The 21,059-nt window shown below is 36.6% G+C and carries 28 protein-coding genes; 13 read left to right on the plus strand and 15 right to left on the minus strand.

Annotated features, from left to right (window positions below):
- The first annotated feature begins 14 nt into the window (after positions 1-14).
- Entirely contained in the window at positions 15-572 is a 558-nt protein-coding gene (gene hxlB / locus QFZ73_RS27310; RefSeq protein ID WP_048883468.1) for a 6-phospho-3-hexuloisomerase, read from the plus strand.
- Positions 573-1,293: 721 nt separating this feature from the next.
- Here hxlB and QFZ73_RS27315 read toward each other — a convergent pair.
- Together QFZ73_RS27315 and QFZ73_RS27320 are read right to left on the minus strand one after the other, a co-directional pair.
- Complete coding sequence (locus tag QFZ73_RS27315) at positions 1,294-1,785, minus strand: DinB family protein (RefSeq protein ID WP_098372726.1); 492 nt, start codon at positions 1,783-1,785, stop codon at positions 1,294-1,296.
- Between the two features lie 576 nt (positions 1,786-2,361).
- A complete protein-coding gene (locus QFZ73_RS27320) occupies positions 2,362-3,792 on the minus strand; it encodes an IS4 family transposase (protein WP_307274254.1) in 1,431 nt (476 codons plus the stop codon).
- A 137-nt stretch (positions 3,793-3,929) separates the two neighbouring features.
- Here QFZ73_RS27320 and QFZ73_RS27325 point away from each other — a divergent pair, with 137 nt between their 5' ends.
- From QFZ73_RS27325 to QFZ73_RS27350, 6 genes are all read left to right on the plus strand, one after another.
- Entirely contained in the window at positions 3,930-4,112 is a 183-nt protein-coding gene (locus tag QFZ73_RS27325; RefSeq protein ID WP_061466433.1) for a hypothetical protein, read from the plus strand.
- Positions 4,113-4,191: 79 nt separating this feature from the next.
- Complete coding sequence (locus tag QFZ73_RS27330) at positions 4,192-4,749, plus strand: M23 family metallopeptidase (protein ID WP_251437125.1); 558 nt, start codon at positions 4,192-4,194, stop codon at positions 4,747-4,749.
- Entirely contained in the window at positions 4,742-4,858 is a 117-nt protein-coding gene (locus QFZ73_RS27335; RefSeq protein ID WP_081109057.1) for a M23 family metallopeptidase, read from the plus strand. Before QFZ73_RS27330 ends, QFZ73_RS27335 begins: the two co-directional genes overlap by 8 nt.
- Before the next feature lie 168 nt (positions 4,859-5,026).
- The gene (locus QFZ73_RS27340; RefSeq protein WP_125161340.1) at positions 5,027-5,335 is read left to right on the plus strand and encodes a hypothetical protein; all 309 of its coding nucleotides are present in this window, start codon (positions 5,027-5,029) and stop codon (positions 5,333-5,335) included.
- Positions 5,335-6,894, plus strand: a complete 1,560-nt coding sequence (locus QFZ73_RS27345; RefSeq protein ID WP_307273621.1) for a gamma-glutamyltransferase family protein — start codon at positions 5,335-5,337, stop codon at positions 6,892-6,894. Before QFZ73_RS27340 ends, QFZ73_RS27345 begins: the two co-directional genes overlap by 1 nt.
- A gap of 19 nt (positions 6,895-6,913) precedes the next feature.
- On the plus strand, positions 6,914-7,084 hold the full coding sequence (locus QFZ73_RS27350) for a CapE family protein (RefSeq protein WP_155727559.1): 171 nt from the start codon (positions 6,914-6,916) through the stop codon (positions 7,082-7,084).
- A gap of 410 nt (positions 7,085-7,494) precedes the next feature.
- Here QFZ73_RS27350 and QFZ73_RS27355 read toward each other — a convergent pair whose 3' ends face one another.
- The 3 genes from QFZ73_RS27355 to QFZ73_RS27365 form a co-directional block, all read right to left on the minus strand.
- Positions 7,495-7,908, minus strand: a complete 414-nt coding sequence (locus QFZ73_RS27355) for a hypothetical protein (protein WP_251438032.1) — start codon at positions 7,906-7,908, stop codon at positions 7,495-7,497.
- Positions 7,909-8,043: 135 nt separating this feature from the next.
- A complete protein-coding gene (locus tag QFZ73_RS27360; protein ID WP_307273630.1) occupies positions 8,044-8,883 on the minus strand; it encodes a M56 family metallopeptidase in 840 nt (279 codons plus the stop codon).
- Positions 8,883-9,284: a BlaI/MecI/CopY family transcriptional regulator gene (locus QFZ73_RS27365; RefSeq protein WP_307273632.1), complete on the minus strand. Its 402-nt coding sequence runs from the start codon at positions 9,282-9,284 to the stop codon at positions 8,883-8,885. The genes QFZ73_RS27360 and QFZ73_RS27365 overlap by 1 nt, the downstream gene beginning before the upstream one ends.
- Before the next feature lie 253 nt (positions 9,285-9,537).
- On the opposite strand from QFZ73_RS27365, the gene QFZ73_RS27370 reads away from it, so the two are divergent.
- Entirely contained in the window at positions 9,538-10,773 is a 1,236-nt protein-coding gene (locus QFZ73_RS27370) for a chromate transporter (protein ID WP_373459042.1), read from the plus strand.
- A gap of 169 nt (positions 10,774-10,942) precedes the next feature.
- Positions 10,943-11,104 carry a hypothetical protein gene (locus tag QFZ73_RS27375; protein WP_307273637.1) on the plus strand — a complete coding sequence of 54 codons (162 nt, stop codon included), beginning with the start codon at positions 10,943-10,945 and terminating at the stop codon, positions 11,102-11,104.
- A gap of 235 nt (positions 11,105-11,339) precedes the next feature.
- On the opposite strand, the gene QFZ73_RS27380 is transcribed toward QFZ73_RS27375, so the two are convergent.
- Together QFZ73_RS27380 and QFZ73_RS27385 are read right to left on the minus strand one after the other, a co-directional pair.
- Entirely contained in the window at positions 11,340-11,846 is a 507-nt protein-coding gene (locus tag QFZ73_RS27380) for a hypothetical protein (RefSeq protein ID WP_307273640.1), read from the minus strand.
- A complete protein-coding gene (locus QFZ73_RS27385) occupies positions 11,843-12,028 on the minus strand; it encodes a hypothetical protein (protein WP_251438053.1) in 186 nt (61 codons plus the stop codon). Before QFZ73_RS27385 ends, QFZ73_RS27380 begins: the two co-directional genes overlap by 4 nt.
- Positions 12,029-12,210: 182 nt before the next feature.
- On the opposite strand from QFZ73_RS27385, the gene QFZ73_RS27390 reads away from it, so the two are divergent.
- Positions 12,211-13,110 carry a vanadium-dependent haloperoxidase gene (locus QFZ73_RS27390; protein ID WP_307273644.1) on the plus strand — a complete coding sequence of 300 codons (900 nt, stop codon included), beginning with the start codon at positions 12,211-12,213 and terminating at the stop codon, positions 13,108-13,110.
- A gap of 378 nt (positions 13,111-13,488) precedes the next feature.
- Here the strand turns inward: QFZ73_RS27390 and QFZ73_RS27395 are convergent, their stop codons facing one another.
- A complete protein-coding gene (locus QFZ73_RS27395; protein WP_241637562.1) occupies positions 13,489-13,644 on the minus strand; it encodes a hypothetical protein in 156 nt (51 codons plus the stop codon).
- A gap of 212 nt (positions 13,645-13,856) precedes the next feature.
- Positions 13,857-13,958: an LPXTG cell wall anchor domain-containing protein gene (locus QFZ73_RS29095; RefSeq protein WP_370694108.1), complete on the minus strand. Its 102-nt coding sequence runs from the start codon at positions 13,956-13,958 to the stop codon at positions 13,857-13,859.
- A 404-nt stretch (positions 13,959-14,362) separates the two neighbouring features.
- Here QFZ73_RS29095 and QFZ73_RS27400 point away from each other — a divergent pair, with 404 nt between their 5' ends.
- From QFZ73_RS27400 to QFZ73_RS27410, 3 genes are all read left to right on the plus strand, one after another.
- Positions 14,363-15,310 carry an IS110 family RNA-guided transposase gene (locus tag QFZ73_RS27400; RefSeq protein ID WP_307273649.1) on the plus strand — a complete coding sequence of 316 codons (948 nt, stop codon included), beginning with the start codon at positions 14,363-14,365 and terminating at the stop codon, positions 15,308-15,310.
- Positions 15,311-15,402: 92 nt separating this feature from the next.
- Positions 15,403-15,594, plus strand: coding sequence for a hypothetical protein (locus QFZ73_RS27405; protein ID WP_307273652.1), 192 nt, complete (start codon positions 15,403-15,405; stop codon positions 15,592-15,594).
- A 495-nt stretch (positions 15,595-16,089) separates the two neighbouring features.
- On the plus strand, positions 16,090-16,293 hold the full coding sequence (locus tag QFZ73_RS27410; RefSeq protein WP_034304517.1) for an alpha/beta-type small acid-soluble spore protein: 204 nt from the start codon (positions 16,090-16,092) through the stop codon (positions 16,291-16,293).
- A 241-nt stretch (positions 16,294-16,534) separates the two neighbouring features.
- Here QFZ73_RS27410 and QFZ73_RS27415 read toward each other — a convergent pair whose 3' ends face one another.
- From QFZ73_RS27415 to QFZ73_RS27440, 6 genes are all read right to left on the minus strand, one after another.
- Entirely contained in the window at positions 16,535-17,179 is a 645-nt protein-coding gene (locus tag QFZ73_RS27415; RefSeq protein WP_307273659.1) for a stage II sporulation protein M, read from the minus strand.
- A 2-nt stretch (positions 17,180-17,181) separates the two neighbouring features.
- Positions 17,182-17,580 (minus strand): hypothetical protein, encoded by a 399-nt coding sequence (locus tag QFZ73_RS27420; RefSeq protein ID WP_307273662.1) that lies wholly within the window; start codon positions 17,578-17,580, stop codon positions 17,182-17,184.
- A 1-nt stretch (position 17,581) separates the two neighbouring features.
- Positions 17,582-17,794, minus strand: a complete 213-nt coding sequence (locus QFZ73_RS27425) for a helix-turn-helix transcriptional regulator (protein WP_063575037.1) — start codon at positions 17,792-17,794, stop codon at positions 17,582-17,584.
- Between the two features lie 377 nt (positions 17,795-18,171).
- Positions 18,172-19,011 carry a tyrosine-type recombinase/integrase gene (locus QFZ73_RS27430; protein ID WP_307273668.1) on the minus strand — a complete coding sequence of 280 codons (840 nt, stop codon included), beginning with the start codon at positions 19,009-19,011 and terminating at the stop codon, positions 18,172-18,174.
- Between the two features lie 187 nt (positions 19,012-19,198).
- On the minus strand, positions 19,199-20,461 hold the full coding sequence (gene ltrA, locus QFZ73_RS27435; RefSeq protein ID WP_307273671.1) for a group II intron reverse transcriptase/maturase: 1,263 nt from the start codon (positions 20,459-20,461) through the stop codon (positions 19,199-19,201).
- Positions 20,462-20,504: 43 nt separating this feature from the next.
- The gene (locus QFZ73_RS27440) at positions 20,505-20,660 is read right to left on the minus strand and encodes a hypothetical protein (protein WP_307262143.1); all 156 of its coding nucleotides are present in this window, start codon (positions 20,658-20,660) and stop codon (positions 20,505-20,507) included.
- Positions 20,661-21,059 lie beyond the last annotated feature (399 nt).

Below are 21,059 nucleotides of genomic sequence, written 5' to 3' on the forward strand. Positions count from 1 at the left end.
AAGGTATGTGAATTATGAAGACTACTCAATACTTAGCTGAAATTGAAAACGAATTAAATCGGACAATCGAATTAATATCTGAAGATGAAGCTGAAAAATTGGTGGATCACATACTTAAATCCAAGAAAATCTTTGTGGCTGGTGCAGGTCGTTCTGGGTTTATGGCCAAATCTTTTGTTATGCGCATGATGCACATGGGGTTAGATGCCTTTGTAGTAGGAGAAACGGTAACCCCTGGTTTAGAAAAAGATGATATTTTAATTATCGCTTCTGGTTCAGGAGAGACAAAAAGTTTAGTGTCAATGGCGGAGAAGGCTAAAGGTTTAGAAGCATCTGTTGCAGTTGTCACGATTTCCCCTGATTCAACTATTGGAAAAATAAGCGATTTAGCTATTAAAATACCTGCCAAGCCTAAGGCAGGTGCAGATAGTGACTACAAAACTATACAGCCTATGGGGTCTTTATTCGAGCAAAGTCTCTTGTTATTATTCGACTCTATCATATTAAGCGTGATGGAGCAAAAGGAATTAGCCGGCCAAACTATGTTTGGAAGACATGCAAATCTAGAGTAGGTTAGGCTTAGTTATGCTTATACTCCTAAATGCATGACAAAAAATTGAACATACTAAATCAGGTTTTGATAAAAAAATCTTTAGACAGAAACATATAATCTAAAAAGAGCTGTCAAATTAGAGATTCTAATGCCTTCCCAAATTTATGTATGAATCAATATCATTCTAGGCAGATTTCACCAATAGGTGAAGCTGCCTTTTTGTAAATTTAGGTGATAATTTACACTTATTTCAAGTTCTATTTTGCACGTATTATTGTTATTTTTCATTTGTTTTGTCGTTTTTTTGTCTTCGAAAAAGACGTATAGAAGGGGTACCGCCAACATTTCGGAATTTTACACGAAGCAAAACCCGGCAAAAAAAAGCCATTTCCTACTGTAGCTCAGATCCAAAGTTTGATTAAATTAATACAAGAAACCTTGAAAATGAATAAATAGAAAGGACATGTTTTGAAAAAAGATTAATCAAAACATGCCCTTATACTATTTAATTGGATTATTCTTTTATAAAAAAGATTGATCATTTTTGTGTTCCTTAATCAACTAACGCACCCGTTAGTTTAAGTGGAAATCTTCACAAACTTTTTTTTATCTTAGGCTTTGTTAAATAGTATTGTTGTTTTTCAGATATAAAATATGGGAACGTCCGATTTGGACGTTCCCGTTCTTATTCCATTAAAGCCCCCCTATAATGGAATAACTGTAAAGCTAATGAAGCTTTTTTAAAAGCTGCGTTTCGCTGCCCAAGCACCTTGCATTTTACTAAGGAATACAATTTGCCCAATATGATATGCGTCGTGCATTGCTAAACTCTTCAGTTCAAGCACTAATGAATTATCTCCTGGAATCTGTCTATACAAATCTTCATGTTCAGATTTTGCTAGTATTTTTCCAAGTTCACGATGAACATAAAAGTATTCTTGTTTTGTTTCCTTCCAATTTTCTAACGTCTCAGTAGGTAATCGAAATGTAGAGTCATTATTTTCTGCCTGTGGTTCATTCGCTGTTTCACCAAGAAATCGCATCAGATATCTCTTTTCAAAGAAAAGTAAATGACAAACTAATTCCCAAATGGAATTCATTGCCCCATCAGCTGGTTTCCAAATTGCCTGTTCAAAAGTGATGTCCTCTAGCACTTTTTCAAGTGGTGGAAACCAGTCTTCTTCATCTAAGCAACTTGCCCATTGTTGTAACAAAAGTGTCTTTACATCCATTTTCTATTCCCTCCAATTTAATCCTAGATTGAATTTATTATTGCTTACCTTACAATAGATTCGCATCAGTTAAAGAGTATTCCTCTAGACAGAATTTCTTTTATTACTTGTTCCATTATTTCACCTTCTAAAAGATTAGGTTATCGTATTAATTATTGTTCAACTATTCTGCCCCGATAGTTGCATAAAGAAAGAGCTGCCTTAAAGACAGCTCTGATCTTAAGCTAACGCACCTGTTAGCTTAAGAAGAAAGTAGCCCGAACAATCTTAATAATGAGTACAAAATAAAACCCACACCAATAAATATAATTAAAAATCTCATTATCCAAGGTAATTTAGGAGGAGGGAAAAACGCAATAATGCCAACGGTTAGAAAAAGAACACCCACAACAAAACTAAATAAAACTTCCAAACAATTCACTTCCCCATTTAATCTTACATATTATGGGGTCCTACCACATGCCCATCAAGCTAACACCAAAGAGTACTTAAAGTAGATCTATTTCTACAAGATAATCGTTCATGCAATTAAAGAAAGACATGCCAAATAAGCCTCTGATAGGTCATTTTTTTTCGCTATGCTGCACTCTTGTGACACATGGTATACTGATAGACAACACCCAATATATCAAAGACTGTCTTTTTCTCATAACGGTGGGATTTTCGCCCGTTTTTCTGTAGGAGGACAAACAGGCGAAGTAGAATCTTTGATAGCTCTTGGGTGCTTTTTTGTATCGCTTGAAACAGCAGTAAAAAATAGTCTTTGATGATATAAATAGCTTTATATTCACTAAGTTCTCGTTTTTTCTGGATGAGGAGTAGTTGTCGCATTTGAAACATGGTAGAGGAACAGAGAAGAATGCCAATCAGTTGACCATAGAGATGACATTCTAATCGCTCTTTTTTGATCTCTTTACAATCATCTATTTCAAAGAAGGATTTCCAAGTTTTAAAGAGTAATTCGATTTGCCAACGTAAGGAATAAAGATCGTGAACATGTTCCGTTGCAACATCTTCGGGTAGAGCATTGGTTATGTATACATTCATAGCACTCAATCGTTTACTGCGTTCTTTCATGACAATCCCTTTCTTTTTCTCCTTTAGGGCTTGATTTTCCCACCGTTTTCGGGTTTGTTCTTCCGTAAGCCGGTGGATAATGACTCTAGTCGGCAACTTTTGATACTGGCCAATGTAAACGTCAGAGATCTCATAGGTTTGTCCTGGTTTTAATTGATGCATAATCTCTTCCATATCCAATTGAATATACTCGGTTTGTTTTTTGACCGTTCCATTTTTGAAGTATTCGGGATTAGAATTTCGCAGATAAATCCGAGTGTTTAATTTTAAGCGAGAGATATAATAGGCTCCTTTCTTACCCATTTGATAGAGATCTTTCAAGTCAAAATAACCTAAATCACGTATACATAAGTCACCCGTTTCTACCGTTTGTAAGCACGTAGAACCGTAGGTTTTATCATTTTGTTTACCAGGTCCTGAGTGAACGTGCAGGAATTGACCACTGAGGAGATCATATTCTAATTGAACCTTTACGCCAGCTGTATGACTACTGCCTCCAGATCCTTGATAGGCTGAGGCAAACATGTCTGGGAGTTGAAAGGTCGTAGAATCCAAGTTTCGTATACGCTGAAACTGAGAAGCGTAACGATGAGGAAGAGCCTGAGAGGCATATAGCTTTTGAGTAAGCAAGGAAGTAAATACCTGTTCTAAGAACTTGACAGCCGAAGGATTAAATCGTTGATTGAGTCCTTCAGGACTTATCAAGACTCCCGTTGAAGATTCTAAACAACTACATAACTGTGTTAGGGAAGTACTCGCTACTTTTTGGCTTAACCACACGCACAACGCTATTAAATCTTTAGCTTGGTACTTACTCGTCCTTTGAACAAAACCTACCTTTTTAGCTAGCTCTTGGAGAGCTTGTGGAGCCAAGGATCGTTGTAGTTCCTGTGAAAAGAGGGTAAGTTCGTCTGAAATTTCGCGACTCATAAAAAAACACCAGCCTTTCCATGATATTACAGAAAGGATAGCGTTTTTTTCGCTTTCGGGGAAATGATTTGCCCTTAGCTTGATGGGCATGTGGTGGAACCCCTAAAAGGGGAACGTTAGACGGTCAAAAAATTGAAGTGAAAAATACTTCTGCTACACCAGGGGATTTTCAAGAAGAAACGCAAATATGGAATATTGAAGTAACAAGCGAGCAAACCGATACTGAAGGGAAAAAGCAAAAGGTTATCACTCCCTATTCTGTCTTACTTAAAGCCAATGGCGACACTTGGAATGTGGACGGGGTGAGGATCGATGAGTGAACAGGCTGCTGTTGAATCAATTGGCAAGGAAGAAGTTAACCAAGGATCTAAGTAGTGGAAATGGTTGATTGGGGGCAGTTTGTTAGCTTCTTCGCCTTTGCTGGTTATGCTTCTTCTGTTATTCGGGTTTATGTTCATGTTTCTCATGATCTTTGGAACGATGACGGAAGAAGGTGAAACAAAGATCATTGGAGGGGAGATTTCGCAAATTGGAGAAAATGAAATCCCTGCTGAATACCTTCCCGTTTATAAAGCTGCTGAAGAAAAATACGGGGTTCCGTGGAATCTGCTTGCGGCTCATCACCGGGTAGAAACCAGGTTTTCAACATTAGAAACTATGGTTTCCCCGGTCGGGGCAATCGGACATTTGCAATTCATGGTTTTAACTTGGATTGGTTGGTCATATCCAGGTGGGGATCGGCTAGGAAATGCAGATAGAATTGATTTTGCGTGTAGTATTGGCCAATCGGTCCCAGCTTCAAAAGACGGTAAGGTGGTTTATGCCGGTTGGCAAAACCCGAATAATCATAAAGAAGGATACGGACTTTATGTGTGGGTGGATCATGGAAATGGTTCTAAAACGACATACGCCCATTTATCCGGTTTAAGTGTAAGTCTGGGTTGTGGAAATGGGTGATGTAGTCGGGAAGTGTGGCAACTCGGGTTCGTCAACGGGTCCACATTTACATTTTGAGATTTTTCAAAATGGATCTCGGATTGATCCGTCACCATTTATCGGTTTATAACCCAGATAACTAAAAAACGGCTTCACAGAATCGATTTTGCGGGACTTTTTGGTCAAAGGTAAGGGTATGAGTCTTAAATGTTCTAAAAACAAAAATAAAGCCGTTTAAAAACGTTTTAAATCGATGTGGATAATTTCGCATCTTTAAAAATTTAAAGGAGGGTTTAATATGCCAGCTTTTTTCACACCAGTAACACCTATTCGATATGTATCTTTTAATTTTGAAGGATATATTGATTCATTAAAAGAGAAGTATTTGGGTGACTTATCTTTTTATAATGATTTAACGAAATATGCATCAAACGAAGCACGTTTAGAACAAAAGAAAGATAAATTTGAAATTAAGTTAGATCACTCACACGTTGTGGAACGAGCAAAAGAACGTAAAAATAAACAAACAAATGATACGCCTGTTAATAATAAGAAGTATATTCAAACGAACTTCAGTAGGTCTGTACATGAAGGAGGTGAAAGATGATGAAAAAACGAAACGTAATAATCGCATCCATTCTCATCTTTTCACTCGTAGTCGGTGTATATGCTTATCAATTCATGTTTCCGAAACAAGAATATGCGGTTAGTACATCAGATCCGCTTGCAACGAAAGTTGGAATGGATGTATTAAAAAACGGGGGAACAGCTGTTGATGCTGCTATTGCGATTTCGTATACGCTTGGAGTTGTTGAACCTTATGCCTCAGGAATTGGCGGAGGCGGAGGAATGTTAATCGATCGTGCCGATGCCTTTCCGACATTTATTGATTACCGAGAGGTAGCACCTAATGATGATAAAGGTGAAGAAGTAGGTGTACCAGGATTCGTCGCTGGTATGGATTATATTCATCACAAATATGGGACGTTGCCGATGAATGAGTTAATTGATTCTGCTATTGGATATGCAGAAAAAGGTTTTACGGTGGATCAAGATTTGCATGATCATCTCATATCGTATAGCGGCAACATTGATGAGCAAGAACTAAAAAGCTTTTATTCAAATGGAAAAGCGATTGATACTGGTGATACTTTAAAGCAGTCGGAGTTAGCAGACACGTTGCAAACCATCAAAGAAGAAGGACCAAATGCTTTTTATAAAGGTGAAATTGCAGATGAAATACAGGGTGAAACAGAAATTTCAGTACGTGATCTACGTGAGTATAAGCCTGTGGAACGAAAGCCTTTAATGACGACTTATAAAGGGCATGAAATCATCAGCGCACCTCCTCCGTTTTCAGGTGCAACATTAATTCAAATGTTGAAAATGGCCGACAAAGAAGATGTTTGGAGTTTAAAAGAGAAACACCCAAGCCTTTTCTATCATTATCTCAGTGAAATTTCGAAAGTGGCGTATCAAGATCGTTTGAAAAAGATGGCTGACCCATCATTTATTAAACAAGCATCTGATGACTGGGTGGATGATCACTACGTAAATTTATTAATTAAACAAATTAATGAAACCCAAGCTAACAAAACGAAAGTTAGTGACGTGGAAGAGCACGAAAGTACAACCCACTTCGTTGTCATAGATGGTGATGGAACGGTTGTCTCTACAACGAACACACTCAGTAACTTTTTCGGAAGCGGTAAATATGTAGATGGTTTCTTTTTAAATAATACGCTTAGTACGTTCGGTGAAGGAATTAATAAAATCGAAGAAGGAAAGCGCCCGAGAACGTTCACAGCGCCAACTATTATTCGAGAAGGTGACGAATGGATAATGGCCATCGGTACACCGGGTGGAAATCGAATTCCACAAGTGCTAATGCAAGTAATGGGGAACTATTTTGAAAATAACCAATCAATTAAGAAATCCATTGAAAGCAAACGAGTGATTTTCGAGTCGCATAAGTTTTATTCAGAAGCTGAATTGAATGAACAAACAAAAGATCAGCTAAAAACATATGGGTATGATTTGGAAACTAATGATAACCCAATGTTCTATGGAGGCGTTCAAGCGCTCGTCAAAGATTTAAAGAAAAATAGGATTAAAGGTGACGCAGACTTACGGCGTCACGGTTCATGGGAAAAAGATACTAAATAAAATAATGGAGGATTGAATAATGATCGTAAAACAAATCGTAGGAGTAATTGGCCCAATTGCAATTATAGCAGGAGTAGTTGCTGGACTTGGATTGCTAAAACATCCAGCAACATTATCTCCGATTGGGGTACAGCCACATCGCCATCAAGCTAACAATAACGAGTTACCCCAAAACGATAAAAACGAGTAAGATGTACAAAATTTTCGTTCTGGGGGTATTATGATTTCTTACCTTGATGGGCATGGGGTCCTACCAACAAAACGCGGAAAACATATGCTAAGGGAGTAACAGATTTACAACGGTAAGGAAATCCAAATATAAAAAAGCCTAATTTCTCGCTTTTAACACCGAGAAATTAGGCTTTAGTTACTTCATTAGAGCGCCCAATTCTTGAATAAAATAGATTTTCTATTTTCCAAAGAATTGATTTACTTTGTTTTCATCTTTAAATACTTTTGTGTAAGTGTTCATTAGTAAATTAACTTTGCGATGTAAAAAACAAAAATAAACAAAAGCTGGTTATCAATTAACCAGCCCTTGTCCTCAAATTTGTTGCTGTAGTTTTAACTAGTATTTGTTTTACTGTCAGCCTACATCATTTATTTTTGCAAGTTCTTCATCATCTTCATGCAATCTTTCTCACTCATACCCATAGCCATGCAATCTTTCATCATTTTCATGCAGTCTTCAGCACTCATTCCCATGGCCATACAGTCTTTCATCATTTTCATGCAATCTTTCGCGCTCATACCCATAGCCATGCAATCTTTCATCATTTTCATGCAGTCTTCAGCACTCATTCCCATGGCCATACAGTCTTTCATCATTTTCATGCAATCTTTCTCACTTATACCCATTGCTTTCATCATCTTCATGCAATCTTCCATACTTATCGTCTTCGACTCCGAAGTTGCTGTATTTACAGATTTCACTTCAGTTGAACTAGCAGCAAAAGCATTTCCCCCAAATGCCATTAATGCAATAACTGATGCCCCTAAAATAGCTTTTTTCATTATCTTTCTCCTCCATCATCTTGTGATATAGATGGAAAAACGACCATCTACTACACGATTGTAGTATATGGTCGTTTTTCAGTCAATTGTCTACTACGTAATTGTAGTATTTAAAAATGATAGGTGGGACAATTTTCACAAAAATGACACACATCCTATTAGGAAAGCAATAAAAAGAATATGAATGATGGATTTCATCCACTCTAACAGGGAAATGGACGAACGTTTATATGTTCCTGTTAGAAGAACTTCAATCCTGGTGTTTGTATCTTGAAAAGAATGATTTTGAAAGTGTACTGTTGCAAATGAAGAAGACGGGATAGTTGTCATTAGTTTGTATAATGCTGATGCAACAGCTTTCATTCCTACTTGATGAATCGCAAAAGTATCTGCTTTTATTTCTTTTTCTATCATGTAGCGTTCATACAACTTTCGAGAGATGGGGAGAAATGAAAATACACGTGCTAAACTAAACCATATTGATAATTTAAACGGATCTCTGTTTTGATAATGATAATATTCATGTTCCAATACAGCTTCTAATTCATATGGCTGCAATAAGTTGATTAAGCCAGTGCTAATTAGAATTTGAGGACGAATGAATCCATACGTGAAAGCTAAAGGTTGAGTAAAATCCACAATTTGAACTTGTACAGAATATTTTTGCTGAAAGACCCTAATTACATTTGATTCATAAGAGTCTGTTCTATATAAATTTAATTTAGTAATAAATTCTTTTGTCTTTTTAGACAGAAATATAAAGTATATAGCCGAATATACAAAGAGAATTCCTAAAGTAATCAGGGTAATTGTAAGCAATTGATCATACTGATGAATGTTACAACATTCCAACAGCCAATACATACAATCTTGCATCGTGTGATAATGTATAACAAAGCAAAATCCGACAATTATGGTAATTACACCTATCAACCATAAAACATATATATTTGAGGTTTGAAATGATCGATACATTATTTTCCACCCTGCTCTAATTTTTGAATTAGTTCTTTCAGCTTGTTAAGTTGATCGGGATTATGACCAACAGCATCTACAAATTGTGTAATAGCAATGTCTCCGTAATGATGAAGGAGATGTTCTACTTGTTCAGAAGAATTTTGTTGAAGGAGTTCATTTGGACTGTAATAAGGCTTATATATATATCCTTTTCCCAGCTTGCTACGTGTGAGAATTCCTTTTTTATCTAATCGATTCATGATTGTCATAATAGTGGTATAGGCATAGTTATGTTGCTTATTTAATTCTGTTAGCACATGTTGAACCGTTACTTCTTTTCTAGACCAAGTCACTTTCATTACTTCAAGCTCAAGAGGTCCTAGAATTTTTAATAATGCTTTATTTTCATAGTTACTCATTTTACTCATCCTACTTTCGGAATACCTTATAAGATTCCATTTAAGTATAAAAGAAATAAAAGAATATGTGAATATATACTGGAGTTCCGCAACTAACGCACCCGTTAGTTCAACAAGGATTATTTTTTAAATGATCAAATATTAAGAGTGTGTAAATTCATTGTTAGAATTTAAAATTAAACATTTCTAAATATTATACTTCAATATAGATAATCGATATTGGAATAGGTTATGGAAGCTAGAAAGAAAGTTTATGAACTTTTCAAAGAAATTAAAGAATAGGAGGAATAATGTAGTGGATCAAAACAAAACGAATAGAAGTTTTAAGTCACTAATTGAAATACTATTTGTTTCAACAAGGCTTGGTTTAACATCGTTTGGTGGACCAATAGCACATTTAGGTTACTTTCATAATGAGTATGTTAGACGAAGAAAATGGGTGGATGAAAAAAGCTATGCTGATTTAGTTGCTTTGTGTCAATTCTTGCCTGGTCCAGCTAGCAGTCAGGTTGGAATTGGAGTCGGATTTATGCGGGGAGGTTTCATCGGTGGAATTTTAGCTTTCCTTGGTTTTACAATGCCTTCGGTGATAGCGTTAGTAATATTAGCATTATTTCTCCAAGGAATGGATGTTTCAAATTCAGGCTGGATACACGGATTAAAAATAGTAGCCGTAGCCATAGTTGCACACGCCATTTTGGGGATGTCAAAAAATTTAACTCCAGATATAAAGAGAAAAACAATTGCATTAATAGCCTTGGTTGGGACCTTGATGTGGCAGACTGCCTATGTGCAAGTAGGTATTATTATACTGGCCGCATTGATTGGTTTTCTAATTTATAAACAACACGACGAAAGTTATGAATCTAAAATTCATTTTCCGATTTCGCGGGGTGTTGGATTTGTTAGTTTAGCATTATTTTTCGGATTACTGTTTCTACTTCCAATTTTACGGGAAGTTACTTCATCAAATTGGATTGCTCTGTTTGATAGCTTTTATCGGTCTGGTTCTTTAGTGTTTGGTGGTGGACACGTAGTCTTGCCTTTGCTTGAACGTGAATTTGTCCCTACTGGATGGCTAGACAAAGAGACATTTCTTGCTGGATATGGTGCAACACAAGCTGTTCCAGGACCATTATTTACGTTTGCAGCATACATAGGTGCCGTGATAAATGGATGGCAAGGTGGCTTATTAGCAACAATTGCTATTTTCTTACCTGCATTTCTTCTTATTTTAGGGACATTGCCATTTTGGGACACATTACGCCGTAATTCTAAAGTAAAAGGGGCATTAATGGGAGTAAATGCAGCAGTTGTAGGCATCTTGATTGCAGCATTTTATAATCCCATTTGGACCAGCTCCATCTTAGCTCCTATAGACTTTGCTTTTGCTGCGATCTTATTCAGTATGCTTGTGTACTGGAAATTGCCGCCTTGGGTTATAGTAATAACCGGAGCTATTGGTGGCTTACTTATGACGTTAATATGAATCGAGGTATGTTATTAATTTATCGTTCCTCCTTTTATTGACACATTTTTATCTTATTCATTCTATATTTCTTGTTGAACTAAACTGCCCCGATAGTTGAAGAAGGGTATTTTTTCTCTAATTTGAATGTATGATTAGTGTAAGAATCATACACTCAAAAGGCCGCCAATTGGCGCCCCTTCTTAGCGTTATCCGAAAACGTTCTTCTTTTGATTTGGATATCGAACTGATGAAGGACCTAAAGATACAAGCAATCGTCCATGATAGAAATGTTTATGAAATCGTGGAAACGGCGGTAAGACAGTATTTGAAGGAATTGAAAAAGGATTGAGTTAAATAGACGGCTTAGCAGTCGTTCTTTTTTTCAGACCCGGCGGCCACTATATCGAAGCTTGAGAATAAACAGCTTTAAGCCAGTTGTATCAAGGCTTAAAACGTATTTTAAAAATACTAGTTGTTGCTATATGTATCAAGATAAGAAAAAACACAAAAAGCCCCCGTTTTTTTGGGGGGCTTTTTGTGTTTGCTGATAGGACTCCAAAATGCTATAGAAGCACTCCTTTCCGTCATTTTCCCTTTAATTCAGCTAAATAGTGCCTTACGGCACTTTCAACTAGTTCATAAACCGTCCTATCATGAATGATTGCTTGTATTTTTAGTTCCTTCATAAGTTCAACATCCATATCGAATGAAGAACGTTTTCTTATAACGTTGGTTCGTTCTATGGTTGGTGCTGATTGTTCGTTCGCTTGTTTGACCTGATCTTTACCACGTTTTATGCCAACGTTAGAACGTTGGTTGGTATCGTTAATAGGTTCTTTATTCACATTAGTTGAAACGTTCGCCTTTGCTTTTCCTGCTGTTGCAAAGTCATAAATAAGCTGCTCTTGTACCGTTTCCTCGTCACCTTCACCAACGAAATACCAGCCTTTTTTGCCTGAATTTCTATACTCATAACCAGCTTTATTCAATGCTTTCCTTAGTAGTTTTTCTGAAAGATGAACATCAGCCCTTTTGGCAATATTCGCTGGTGTATCAGTTTTAATTAACTCCAAGATTTCACCGATTTTCATTTAGTACGCTCACGGGAAAACCAATACTTTGTTTTGATATTTCGATAAGTCCCAATGTCTTTGATCAGCTCGGCAATAAGATCATAACCGCAATATGTGTGCCTCAGCGTGCTAAATTCATCTAATGTGACATAATCATCATTCTTTAATTCAACGTGACACTCTCCACAACAAATCGCCATATCCAACACCTCCAAAAAGTATATTGATATATTCGTCGAAACTTGGTGGCCATCCTTCTTTCGTACAAAATTACCATGGACAATCGCCAAATGTGGCAATACTCTAATGATCGAAAAAAGCCTATACACATCGTATTTTCTTTCATAAATATAAATTATTAATAATAGGAGGTGGAAAAGTTTTGAGAAAAGATTTTTTACGTTGGTCAGAGGTACCTTACGCGGGAGAGTCGACACCACCTACTAACCCAGTCACCCCTTTGGCAGGCTCATGGTCTCTGGTTTATTTAAAGCGAGACAGGAACGGAAACTTTCTTGATCCTAATGGAAGAAAAATACAGTTGACTATAACAAACCCCAATCGGATTGACTTTGAAAGAGAGTTACGAATTGTCCAAAAAACTCTAGAGAAACTTACCCCTAATCAAAAAAAGATTGCCATATATTATTTAACAGGAGCACCTACAAAACAATGGACACCGGTTATCGATCGCTTAATTGATACGTATGGAGTTGGCCCAACAGATGCAGCAAGAATATTAGCTAGTGTACAAGGTGCAATTAATGACACAATGATCATAGTGTGGGATTTAAAATATCGATGGAATGTAGCAAGACCAAATCAATATGACCAAAAACTGAGAACATTGTTATGCACACCTCGTTTTCCAACTTATCCGTCCGGTCACGCGACCCTTTCAGGATGTGCACAAGTCGTGTTAAGCTACTTCTTCCCGAAGGAAGCAAAAAAGCTTCAAAAAATAGCAGATAACGATGCGCTTAGTACTTTGTATGCAGGAGTTCATTTTCCAGCAGATATTGATGAAGGACTCAAATTAGGAAGATATATTGGAACAGTTATTGTAAATCACCTGAAAACACAACTTAATAGTGATTTAAAACCCATTGATCATCCATTTAGAAATTTCCTAAATGCAAATATTTTTCCTGACGATTACAAACAGTTTATCCCCTTCAATTTCCCAAATACATGTACTTCTCTAGTTGAGAAGGATAAAAAGACGCATAGTACAAGTAAAGAAAACTACATCCAATTTCCCAAACCATTACTATATTTATAGACCTCTTCAACTGAAGAGGTCTTGTCAAACAGCACTCTTCAACTATCCTGCCCCGATAGTTGCATAAGAAATATTAAGTATTAGACCTATACTGTCCAGAAATATCAGAAAAGTTATTATCCCTCAATTACCAATAATTCTTACAACATCAGTAAAATTAAAAAGAAAGGACATGTTTTGAAAAAAGATTAACCAAAACCTGCCCTTATTATATTTAATTGGATTATTCTTTTATAAAAAAGATTGATAAGGATGGAGGCGTAGCCCTCGCGTGGTCTTATTTCTAGTTATTGCAAGTCAACACTATCTTTATTATTGATCCAATTAGACAAAGAAGGGGAAGGCACTATCTATACCCTCCCCTTTTTCAAACACAACTTATTTTTTAGATCTTCTTCTAAATCCTAAATACAGACACCCTACAATAAAAGCCATAATTAGAATGGCAATCCATGGGCCAAAGGCTGTGAATGGAGTTACATAATCGCTAGTTTCGGATATTCCTTTAACAACTTGGGAAGAACCTAGAATCATAGGTCTCAGCTCCTTAAGAGAAAGTAGATGTAGCTTTGAAACAAAGTTTGGTCAAATTAATACAAGAAACCTTGATAAATAAATAGAAGGAGTATGTCTTGAGATTAATCAAACATGCCCTTATAATATTTAATTGGATTCTTCTTTTATAAAAAAGATTGATCATTTTTGGTAATGAACTAACGCACCCGTTACTTGAATTAGAAATTTAATTAGCTTTTCTTGGTCCTCTTAAAAAATAAATAACCTAAAACACCTAAAACTAACGCTATACCTCCGAAAACAATAACTTGATATATAATATCCCCTAACATAACCTGTTCCTCCTATTCAAAAAACATTTTCCTAAATCTATATACTAGATTTTCCCTAAAAAGGTTTCAACTGATAGTTTGATTCTAAAAGTCTTATTAAACTAAACTGCCCCGTTAGTGCCATAAGAAACTCCTATGGCGGCGCTCCTCGCCGCCACCATCTACTACGAAAATCTAATCTCAAAAATAGAGTCTAACCCATTAACCCCTTGACGATAATGGATGATAACAATACAACCAGGCTGAACCTTTTTTGGTGGATCTTAAGAAAGATACCCTGTATAAGAAACTGGTTGTGACAGTATGGAAGAACCATTTAGTGTACTGCTAGTACGTATACAAAAATTTTTGTTACAAATCTACTGTCATATGTATGGTTAATCTTTTTTTGAGGTGATTCTCCTATGGAAGCAATGATTGAACGGTGTGCTGGCCTAGATGTACACCAAGAAACAGTAGTAGCCTGTGTATTATTTGGTCCATTAGATAAAAAGCCAAAAACCTCTATTGAAACGTTTTCGACTACTACAACGGGACTCTTGGCTTTAAGTGATTGGCTCTCTACCCTTCAGGTATCCGATGTTGTGATGGAGAGTACCGGAGTTTACTGGAAACCAATATGGAATATACTTGAAGGTTCTTTTCACCTTGTGCTGGCCAATGCCGGACATGTCAAAAATGTTCCAGGGCGTAAAACTGATGTAAAAGATGCCGAATGGCTTGCCAAGCTTCTAAGATGCGGACTTATTGAAAGCAATTTTGTTCCACCGGAGGACATTCGTGATTTACGAGATCTTACTCGTTATCGAAAAAAATTGATTCATCATCGCACCTCAGAGCAGAATCGCATTCACAAAATTCTTCAAGATGCTAATATCAAGCTAACATCCGTTCTATCAGATATTTTCGGTGTATCGGGACGCCGTATCCTTGAAGCGATTCTAAACGGTGAAAAAATAGAGACCGATGGTCTTCGAAAAATGGTGGATTGGCGAACAAAAGCAAGTATAACTGACATTGCCAATGCAATTAATGGCCGTATTCGCCGTCATCATCGTGATATGTTGCGTTACCATTGGGAGCATAGGGGTTATTTAGAACAAACCATAGAAGAATTGGAAAAACAAATCGATCAACTCCTGTCCCCTTATCGTAAGGAAGTAGAATTATTGGATGGTATACCTGGTGTGAACAAAGCTGCCGCTGCTACTTTTATTGCGGAGATGGGTGTAGATATGTCCGTATTTAAGTCAGCTAAACATCTTGCCTCTTGGGCTGGTGTGAGTCCTGGAAATTACGAAAGTGCTGGTAAAAAAAAACGAGTAAAACCACACAAGGAAATAAAGCTTTAAAAACGATGGCCGTAGAATGTGTATTAGCGACATCAAGGCAAAATAATCGAATAGCTTCACATCGAAAAAGGATTACCAAACGGCAAGGAAAAATGAAAGGACGAATAGCTTCTGCCCATTTACTATTAACGATTGCTTACAACATCTTAAAAACAGGAGAACCTTATCATGAACTAGACTCAAATTACCTTGAAGAAAAACAAAATAACAAAGAATTAAAAATGATCGAATACCTAAAAAAGAAAGGCTATACAATCGCTCCATCTGAACAACAAACTGCATAGCCAGTTAAAATAACGAAATAGTACATTTACGCCCATCAAAAAAAGAATGAGAATATGGGGGTTTATTTTAGCATGGCTTTTTTACTGTTGTGTTTTCATACAAAAAGGCTGCCTCAGCAACCTTCCTTATTGAAGTAAAGAACCCGTTAGTTTCTTAAGATTTATTGTAGAGTTGACACAAACTGTGCAATAGCAGGAGAAAGCCTCTGACGGGATTCGGTAAGCATAGGCTAGAGGAGAACACGTTTCCCTTACGGATATTTACCGGCAGGATTTACAGTTGCCTCAGATTATTTGCTTTTCGAAGCTTCTGAAACCCTTACCTTGTGACCCGGTGGCTTCAATGTTTTCCTGTGCCCTTCCCTTCTAGAGCTACAGGTGAGTTTTACTTTCACTTAATCGCTACCTTAATTTACTTTAAATTCTATGTATATAACTCTTAACAATATCAAAACCTATGACTAGCAACACATTACATTCATAGGAGCTGACAACATGGCTAGAAATAACAACAGTAATCAATTAGTAGTTAATGGTGCAGAGCAAGCTCTAGAACAAATGAAATACGAAATCGCTAGTGAATTCGGTGTTACACTTGGCGCTGATACAACATCTCGTGCAAACGGATCTGTTGGTGGAGAAATTACAAAACGTTTAGTGCAAATGGCTGAACAACAATTAGGCGGAAGAACTCGTTAATCGAAATCATATGTAATGTTAGGGATAGTGATTAGACTATCCCTATTTATAATTTTACAAATTTCAAAAAAAAAGAAACAGAAACATCAGTTACTGTTATTTTACTATGTCACAGTACGAATACACTAAGCTTAATAAACTAACCTGTACCGTTAGTAAAATAAGTAAAAAAAATAAAGCGTTAATTCTTCTTAGATCCACGCTTTCGATAGTTACCATTTAAAATATATTTGACTATTTATCATAAAAAAGTTTCTGATAATCGAGAAGTAATAAACGCTTCTATAAAAGCTGCTATGAACAATAATGGAATGACAACGAATATGTAACTTCTTAAAGATTGCTTTAATAGTTTCCCTATTGGTTCAGAATCTTTCTTTTTACGAAAGAATATTTTCGTTAAGATATTTCGATTAATAAAGCTGCCTATTGCTACGCTGTAAACAAATGCAGTAAGTTCAATGATGGCATGGGGTAAAAAACTAAAAACAAATGCGTTTAACACACTGTGTCCCATAGCAGATAATCCACCAAATACCACACCAATCACAATAAATTGTAAAACCATAAAAAAGGATGGCAATCGATATAAAGGGATTATTCCTAATAAGACTGTAATTGCACCTACTTTGATATTGTTCCAAAAAATCACTAGGAAGGTTTGTATATCCGATAGTTCACTTCTTTCTTTACCGCGTATTTCAGCTATATCGTTAGCCATACTTTCAGCAATTGCTTCTGTTTGTTTTATGAAGAAATCAGCCATAAAAAAAGACAATGTGAAACACACGATCAAAATAATAATTGAAAAAATAAATGTCCACCAAAAACTTTTTTGATAACTCTTCTTGTAAATCTCAAATTCTTTTAAATAGACTTTTTTCATTTTTAATCCTCGGATTCTGCTTGATTATTTAAGTAATCTGGTATCATCCATCTTAAAATTAAACTAATTAAGATCAGGTACCCAATCAACTTCGGATATGTGATCGAGATTATGGAGTTTTGAATTAATAACGTGCCAATAGATAAAACGAGAATGGTAAACCAATAGTTGAGATTTCCTGCAAATAAGGTATTATACCGTGTACGTTGGTCATGCTGAAGATTGATTTTATTCCAATTACCTTTTCTATGAATATCTAAACCAAATGCAATCACTTGAATTGTTGCTAAAACAGCAATGATTAATGTTAATTTAGAATGTGAAATGAAGAAATAACTAATAAACAAAAACAATGGAATCCCCATACGCAAAATAAAATTTGTTCGATACGATACATTCAATTTATTCTTCTCCTTCTATCCAAAATAATTTTTCAAGCGAACATTCTAAAACAGTTGCTAATTTAAGAGCAGTACCAATAGATGGTTCATATCGTTGTTTTTCAATCGCTATAATCGTTTGTCTTGTAACAGAGATACTTTCAGCTAATTGGTCCTGTGTTATGCCCTTTTCTTTTCTAAATTCTTTGACTGAATTTCGTACCCCATGCTTCATGAATTACATCCTTCCTAAAATGTAAGGTATACATTACATAATCAAATAATATACAGTTTAAAATGTAATGTCAACATTACATTTTATTTTTTACCAGTTTTAATTATTTTTTACTAGTTCGAAATAACCCATCTATTTGAGACTAAAAAAAGTCAGCTCCTATATGAAAGGGACCGACTTTTTTGTATATTCAACTGACCCCATAATTTAAGTTCAATTTTTCAGAATCTCAAATATTCTTATACAGAATATCCAGATTCCTTTAAAGTTGTTGTTCAATTATATGGCCCAATTGTTGAACAAAGATCAAACAGCACTCTTGAACTAAACTGCCCCGATAGTTTATTAAGAACAAAATAAAAAGGACCCTTGGTCCCTTAAAAATACTTTCTATACAAGTCTCTCCGCATTGCACCACTTAGATATGCATAAATTTTTGTGGTTTCACTTTTTTCATGACCCATTAAATTTTGTATCACTTCTAGAGGAGCTCCATTATTCAATAAATTTGTGGCATAACTATGTCTAAGCTGGTGGGGATGAATGCTCTTTTTAATGTCCGTTCTCTTTGCTACCAGTTTTATAATGTTCCTCGCTTGAGAAATACTCATTCGATGGGGTGCGCGTTTTGTCACAAATAGTGCTTCCTCATGATCTTTTCGCTCACTTAAATATCGCTTCAACCATATTTCACAACGAGTATTGAAATATACTTCTCGTTCTTTACGCCCTTTACCTAAAACGATTGCTGATTGATTAGAGAAATTGATTGAGGCCTTATCTAGAGTTATTGCTTCACCAATTCTGCATCCTGTTGAATACATAAACTCAAATAAAGCATTTTCGAATGTTGTATGACAAGCTTCCCGCAAATGTTCAATTTCCTCTTCAGACAAGTATTTTGGTACCCTTAATTCTAATTTTGGTTCCTTGATTTTGGAAGCAGGATTTCCATTAATTAAATTTTCATCCTGAGCCCATCTAAATAAAGATTTAATAAATCGAATTCTGTGACCCAGACTGGATGGCTTAAGCTTTTCAGCTGCTTTTCCCAGATAAACTTTAAGTGAATTAGTTGAAAGTTCTTGAATGGATATATTTCCAAAACTATTCACCAACAAGTTAAATTGGACGTAATAGGCCTTTAATGTTTGTGGAGAATAACCTTGGATTTGCTTATCTGCCTTATATAAACCCCATACATCAGTTAAGATCATACCTGTTTCTCTCCAATCTATACCATATTAATAGACAGTATAGTCAAAAGAAGAACTATTATACTAGATTAGTAGAGTTTTCATTAAACAATAACACCTGTTAGTTAAAGAAATCGAGTAGGAGGAGGCGCCTAGCCTCCGACCTCTCACACCACCGTACATACCGTTCGGTATACGGCGGTTCAGTTTAAGTCTGACGTAGTTTTGTATATCGTTCATATAGATTTACTAACCCATGATGGAGCCAATAAACATTATTAAGGGTTTTATCTAGAATAGGACTATGCGCTATGCGCCAATAGCCTTTTCTGCTATTTCCCCATTCATAGGCTTTTCCAAATGGGACGCCTAATCCTTTGAGTTTCCTCACCCTCGTTCTTGGCAATTTCCATTGCTTCCATAGGCACATCCTGAGTCTTCTTCGAATCCATGAATCTAAATTCTTCAATACGTTCGGAGTATCAATGAGGGCGAAATACCCCATCCAACCTCTAAGGTATTGCTTTAACTTATTTATTCGGAGTTTCATGGGTATCGGTAATTTTCTCGAGGACATTTCCCTGATTCGTTTCTTTACTCTCTTCACCGTTTGTTTAGCCAGTAGAACCTTCGGGTTCTTCTTTGACTTCGTGAAACTAAAACCGAGAAACGTTCTGTTCCAAGGGCGATCATACTTCGACTTCTCGTAGTTGACCTTTAGCTTCAGTTTATTTTCAATGAAGCTTGAGATATTTCCCATTGCACGTTTGGCGGCTTTTCGTGTCTTCACAAAGATAGTACTGTCATCCGCATACCTTACGAATCGAAGATTGCGTTTCTCTAGTTCTTTATCTAAGTCGTCTAACATGATATTAGATAATAAAGGACTTAACGGACCTCCTTGCGGAGTTCCCTCCTCACTTTTATGAAAAAGTCCGCCTATCATAATGCCTGCTTGAAGGAATTTTCGAATCAGTTTGAGAACTCGTTTATCTTCAATTTCCCGCTCTAACATTCCCATGAGCTTGTCATGATTCACTTTATCGAAGAACTTCTCCAAGTCCATATCCACTACCCATGTATAACCTTCGGTTATATAGGACTTTGCCTTTCGAACCGCCTGGTGCCCTTGTTTGTTAGGGCGAAATCCATAGCTATTCTCCGAAAAGGATGAGTCATATATCTTGGTCAATATTTGGGCAATGGCTTGTTGAATGAAACGGTCTAGAACGGTTGGAATACCCAATAGCCGAACTCCGCCGTTTGGTTTCGGGATTTCGATACGACGGACGGGCTGCGGTTGATAGGTACCCTGTAAAAGGGCAGTTTTCATGTTGTACCATTCGGTTACGAGGTGCGGTCTCAGGTTTTGAACCGGCATTCCATCTACACCATGGCTTCCCTTATTTCTTTCTACACGCTTCAATGCCTGTATTAAGTTTTCCCTCTCTAGTATCTGTTCCATTAACATCGTTGATATCCTTTCTACGTGGATAAATGGTCTATTTGTGCCTTTATCTGCTCCGCCCTTTTGAAGTTCCCCGTGTATTCACCACTTCTTCCTTCAAATAAGTTCCGTTAGGAATTGTTTGCTTCTTCGCAGATAACGAACGCCTAGTATTCATCCTCCTTAATCTGTTCGGTCCTTCCTTATCTTCTCGAGTAGACAAGTACTATGACCTCTGCTGACTTCTGATGATTCAGCTGTCCATCACTGGACAGGTTACCAAGTGTACTTGGCTGTCATCAGACCTCCCCGGGTAAGAGTGCAATCTTTCCCTCCATCTATCTGCTTCATTTACTCTGTACCACCTTCGGCAGTAAGGACTTTGTTTTGTTTCGCAAACTCATCCAATGATACCTAGCCTTATATGAAGTTCGTGTTCCTCAGACCGGAGGTTTGCCGCTTGCTTCCTTCAGATTCCACGTCACCGTGGACACCCTTGCATTAAGCTAACCACTACTACTGCCTTCATGGTTCGGGACTTTCACCCTATAGATTGCACCCATGCCGGGCGCACGAAAAAGCTGCCTTAAGACAGCTCTGATCTTCAGCTAACGCACCCGTT

The sequence above is a fragment of the Peribacillus sp. V2I11 genome, from assembly GCF_030817135.1.
GTDB classification, from domain to species: domain Bacteria; phylum Bacillota; class Bacilli; order Bacillales; family DSM-1321; genus Peribacillus; species Peribacillus simplex.

Coding starts and splice junctions, on each gene's coding strand:
- hxlB (WP_048883468.1), top strand. CDS start 15: ATGAAGACTACTCAATACTTAGCTGAAATTGAAAACGAATTAAATCGG.
- QFZ73_RS27315 (WP_098372726.1), bottom strand. CDS start 1,785: ATGGATGTAAAGACACTTTTGTTACAACAATGGGCAAGTTGCTTAGAT.
- QFZ73_RS27320 (WP_307274254.1), bottom strand. CDS start 3,792: ATGAGTCGCGAAATTTCAGACGAACTTACCCTCTTTTCACAGGAACTA.
- QFZ73_RS27335 (WP_081109057.1), top strand. CDS start 4,742: ATGGGTGATGTAGTCGGGAAGTGTGGCAACTCGGGTTCGTCAACGGGT.
- QFZ73_RS27340 (WP_125161340.1), top strand. CDS start 5,027: ATGCCAGCTTTTTTCACACCAGTAACACCTATTCGATATGTATCTTTT.
- QFZ73_RS27345 (WP_307273621.1), top strand. CDS start 5,335: ATGAAAAAACGAAACGTAATAATCGCATCCATTCTCATCTTTTCACTC.
- QFZ73_RS27350 (WP_155727559.1), top strand. CDS start 6,914: ATGATCGTAAAACAAATCGTAGGAGTAATTGGCCCAATTGCAATTATA.
- QFZ73_RS27355 (WP_251438032.1), bottom strand. CDS start 7,908: ATGAAAAAAGCTATTTTAGGGGCATCAGTTATTGCATTAATGGCATTT.
- QFZ73_RS27360 (WP_307273630.1), bottom strand. CDS start 8,883: ATGTATCGATCATTTCAAACCTCAAATATATATGTTTTATGGTTGATA.
- QFZ73_RS27365 (WP_307273632.1), bottom strand. CDS start 9,284: ATGAGTAACTATGAAAATAAAGCATTATTAAAAATTCTAGGACCTCTT.
- QFZ73_RS27370 (WP_373459042.1), top strand. CDS start 9,538: ATGAACTTTTCAAAGAAATTAAAGAATAGGAGGAATAATGTAGTGGAT.
- QFZ73_RS27380 (WP_307273640.1), bottom strand. CDS start 11,846: ATGAAAATCGGTGAAATCTTGGAGTTAATTAAAACTGATACACCAGCG.
- QFZ73_RS27385 (WP_251438053.1), bottom strand. CDS start 12,028: ATGGCGATTTGTTGTGGAGAGTGTCACGTTGAATTAAAGAATGATGAT.
- QFZ73_RS27395 (WP_241637562.1), bottom strand. CDS start 13,644: ATGATTCTAGGTTCTTCCCAAGTTGTTAAAGGAATATCCGAAACTAGC.
- QFZ73_RS29095 (WP_370694108.1), bottom strand. CDS start 13,958: ATGTTAGGGGATATTATATATCAAGTTATTGTTTTCGGAGGTATAGCG.
- QFZ73_RS27400 (WP_307273649.1), top strand. CDS start 14,363: ATGGAAGCAATGATTGAACGGTGTGCTGGCCTAGATGTACACCAAGAA.
- QFZ73_RS27405 (WP_307273652.1), top strand. CDS start 15,403: ATGAAAGGACGAATAGCTTCTGCCCATTTACTATTAACGATTGCTTAC.
- QFZ73_RS27410 (WP_034304517.1), top strand. CDS start 16,090: ATGGCTAGAAATAACAACAGTAATCAATTAGTAGTTAATGGTGCAGAG.
- QFZ73_RS27415 (WP_307273659.1), bottom strand. CDS start 17,179: ATGAAAAAAGTCTATTTAAAAGAATTTGAGATTTACAAGAAGAGTTAT.
- QFZ73_RS27425 (WP_063575037.1), bottom strand. CDS start 17,794: ATGAAGCATGGGGTACGAAATTCAGTCAAAGAATTTAGAAAAGAAAAG.
- QFZ73_RS27430 (WP_307273668.1), bottom strand. CDS start 19,011: ATGATCTTAACTGATGTATGGGGTTTATATAAGGCAGATAAGCAAATC.
- ltrA (WP_307273671.1), bottom strand. CDS start 20,461: ATGTTAATGGAACAGATACTAGAGAGGGAAAACTTAATACAGGCATTG.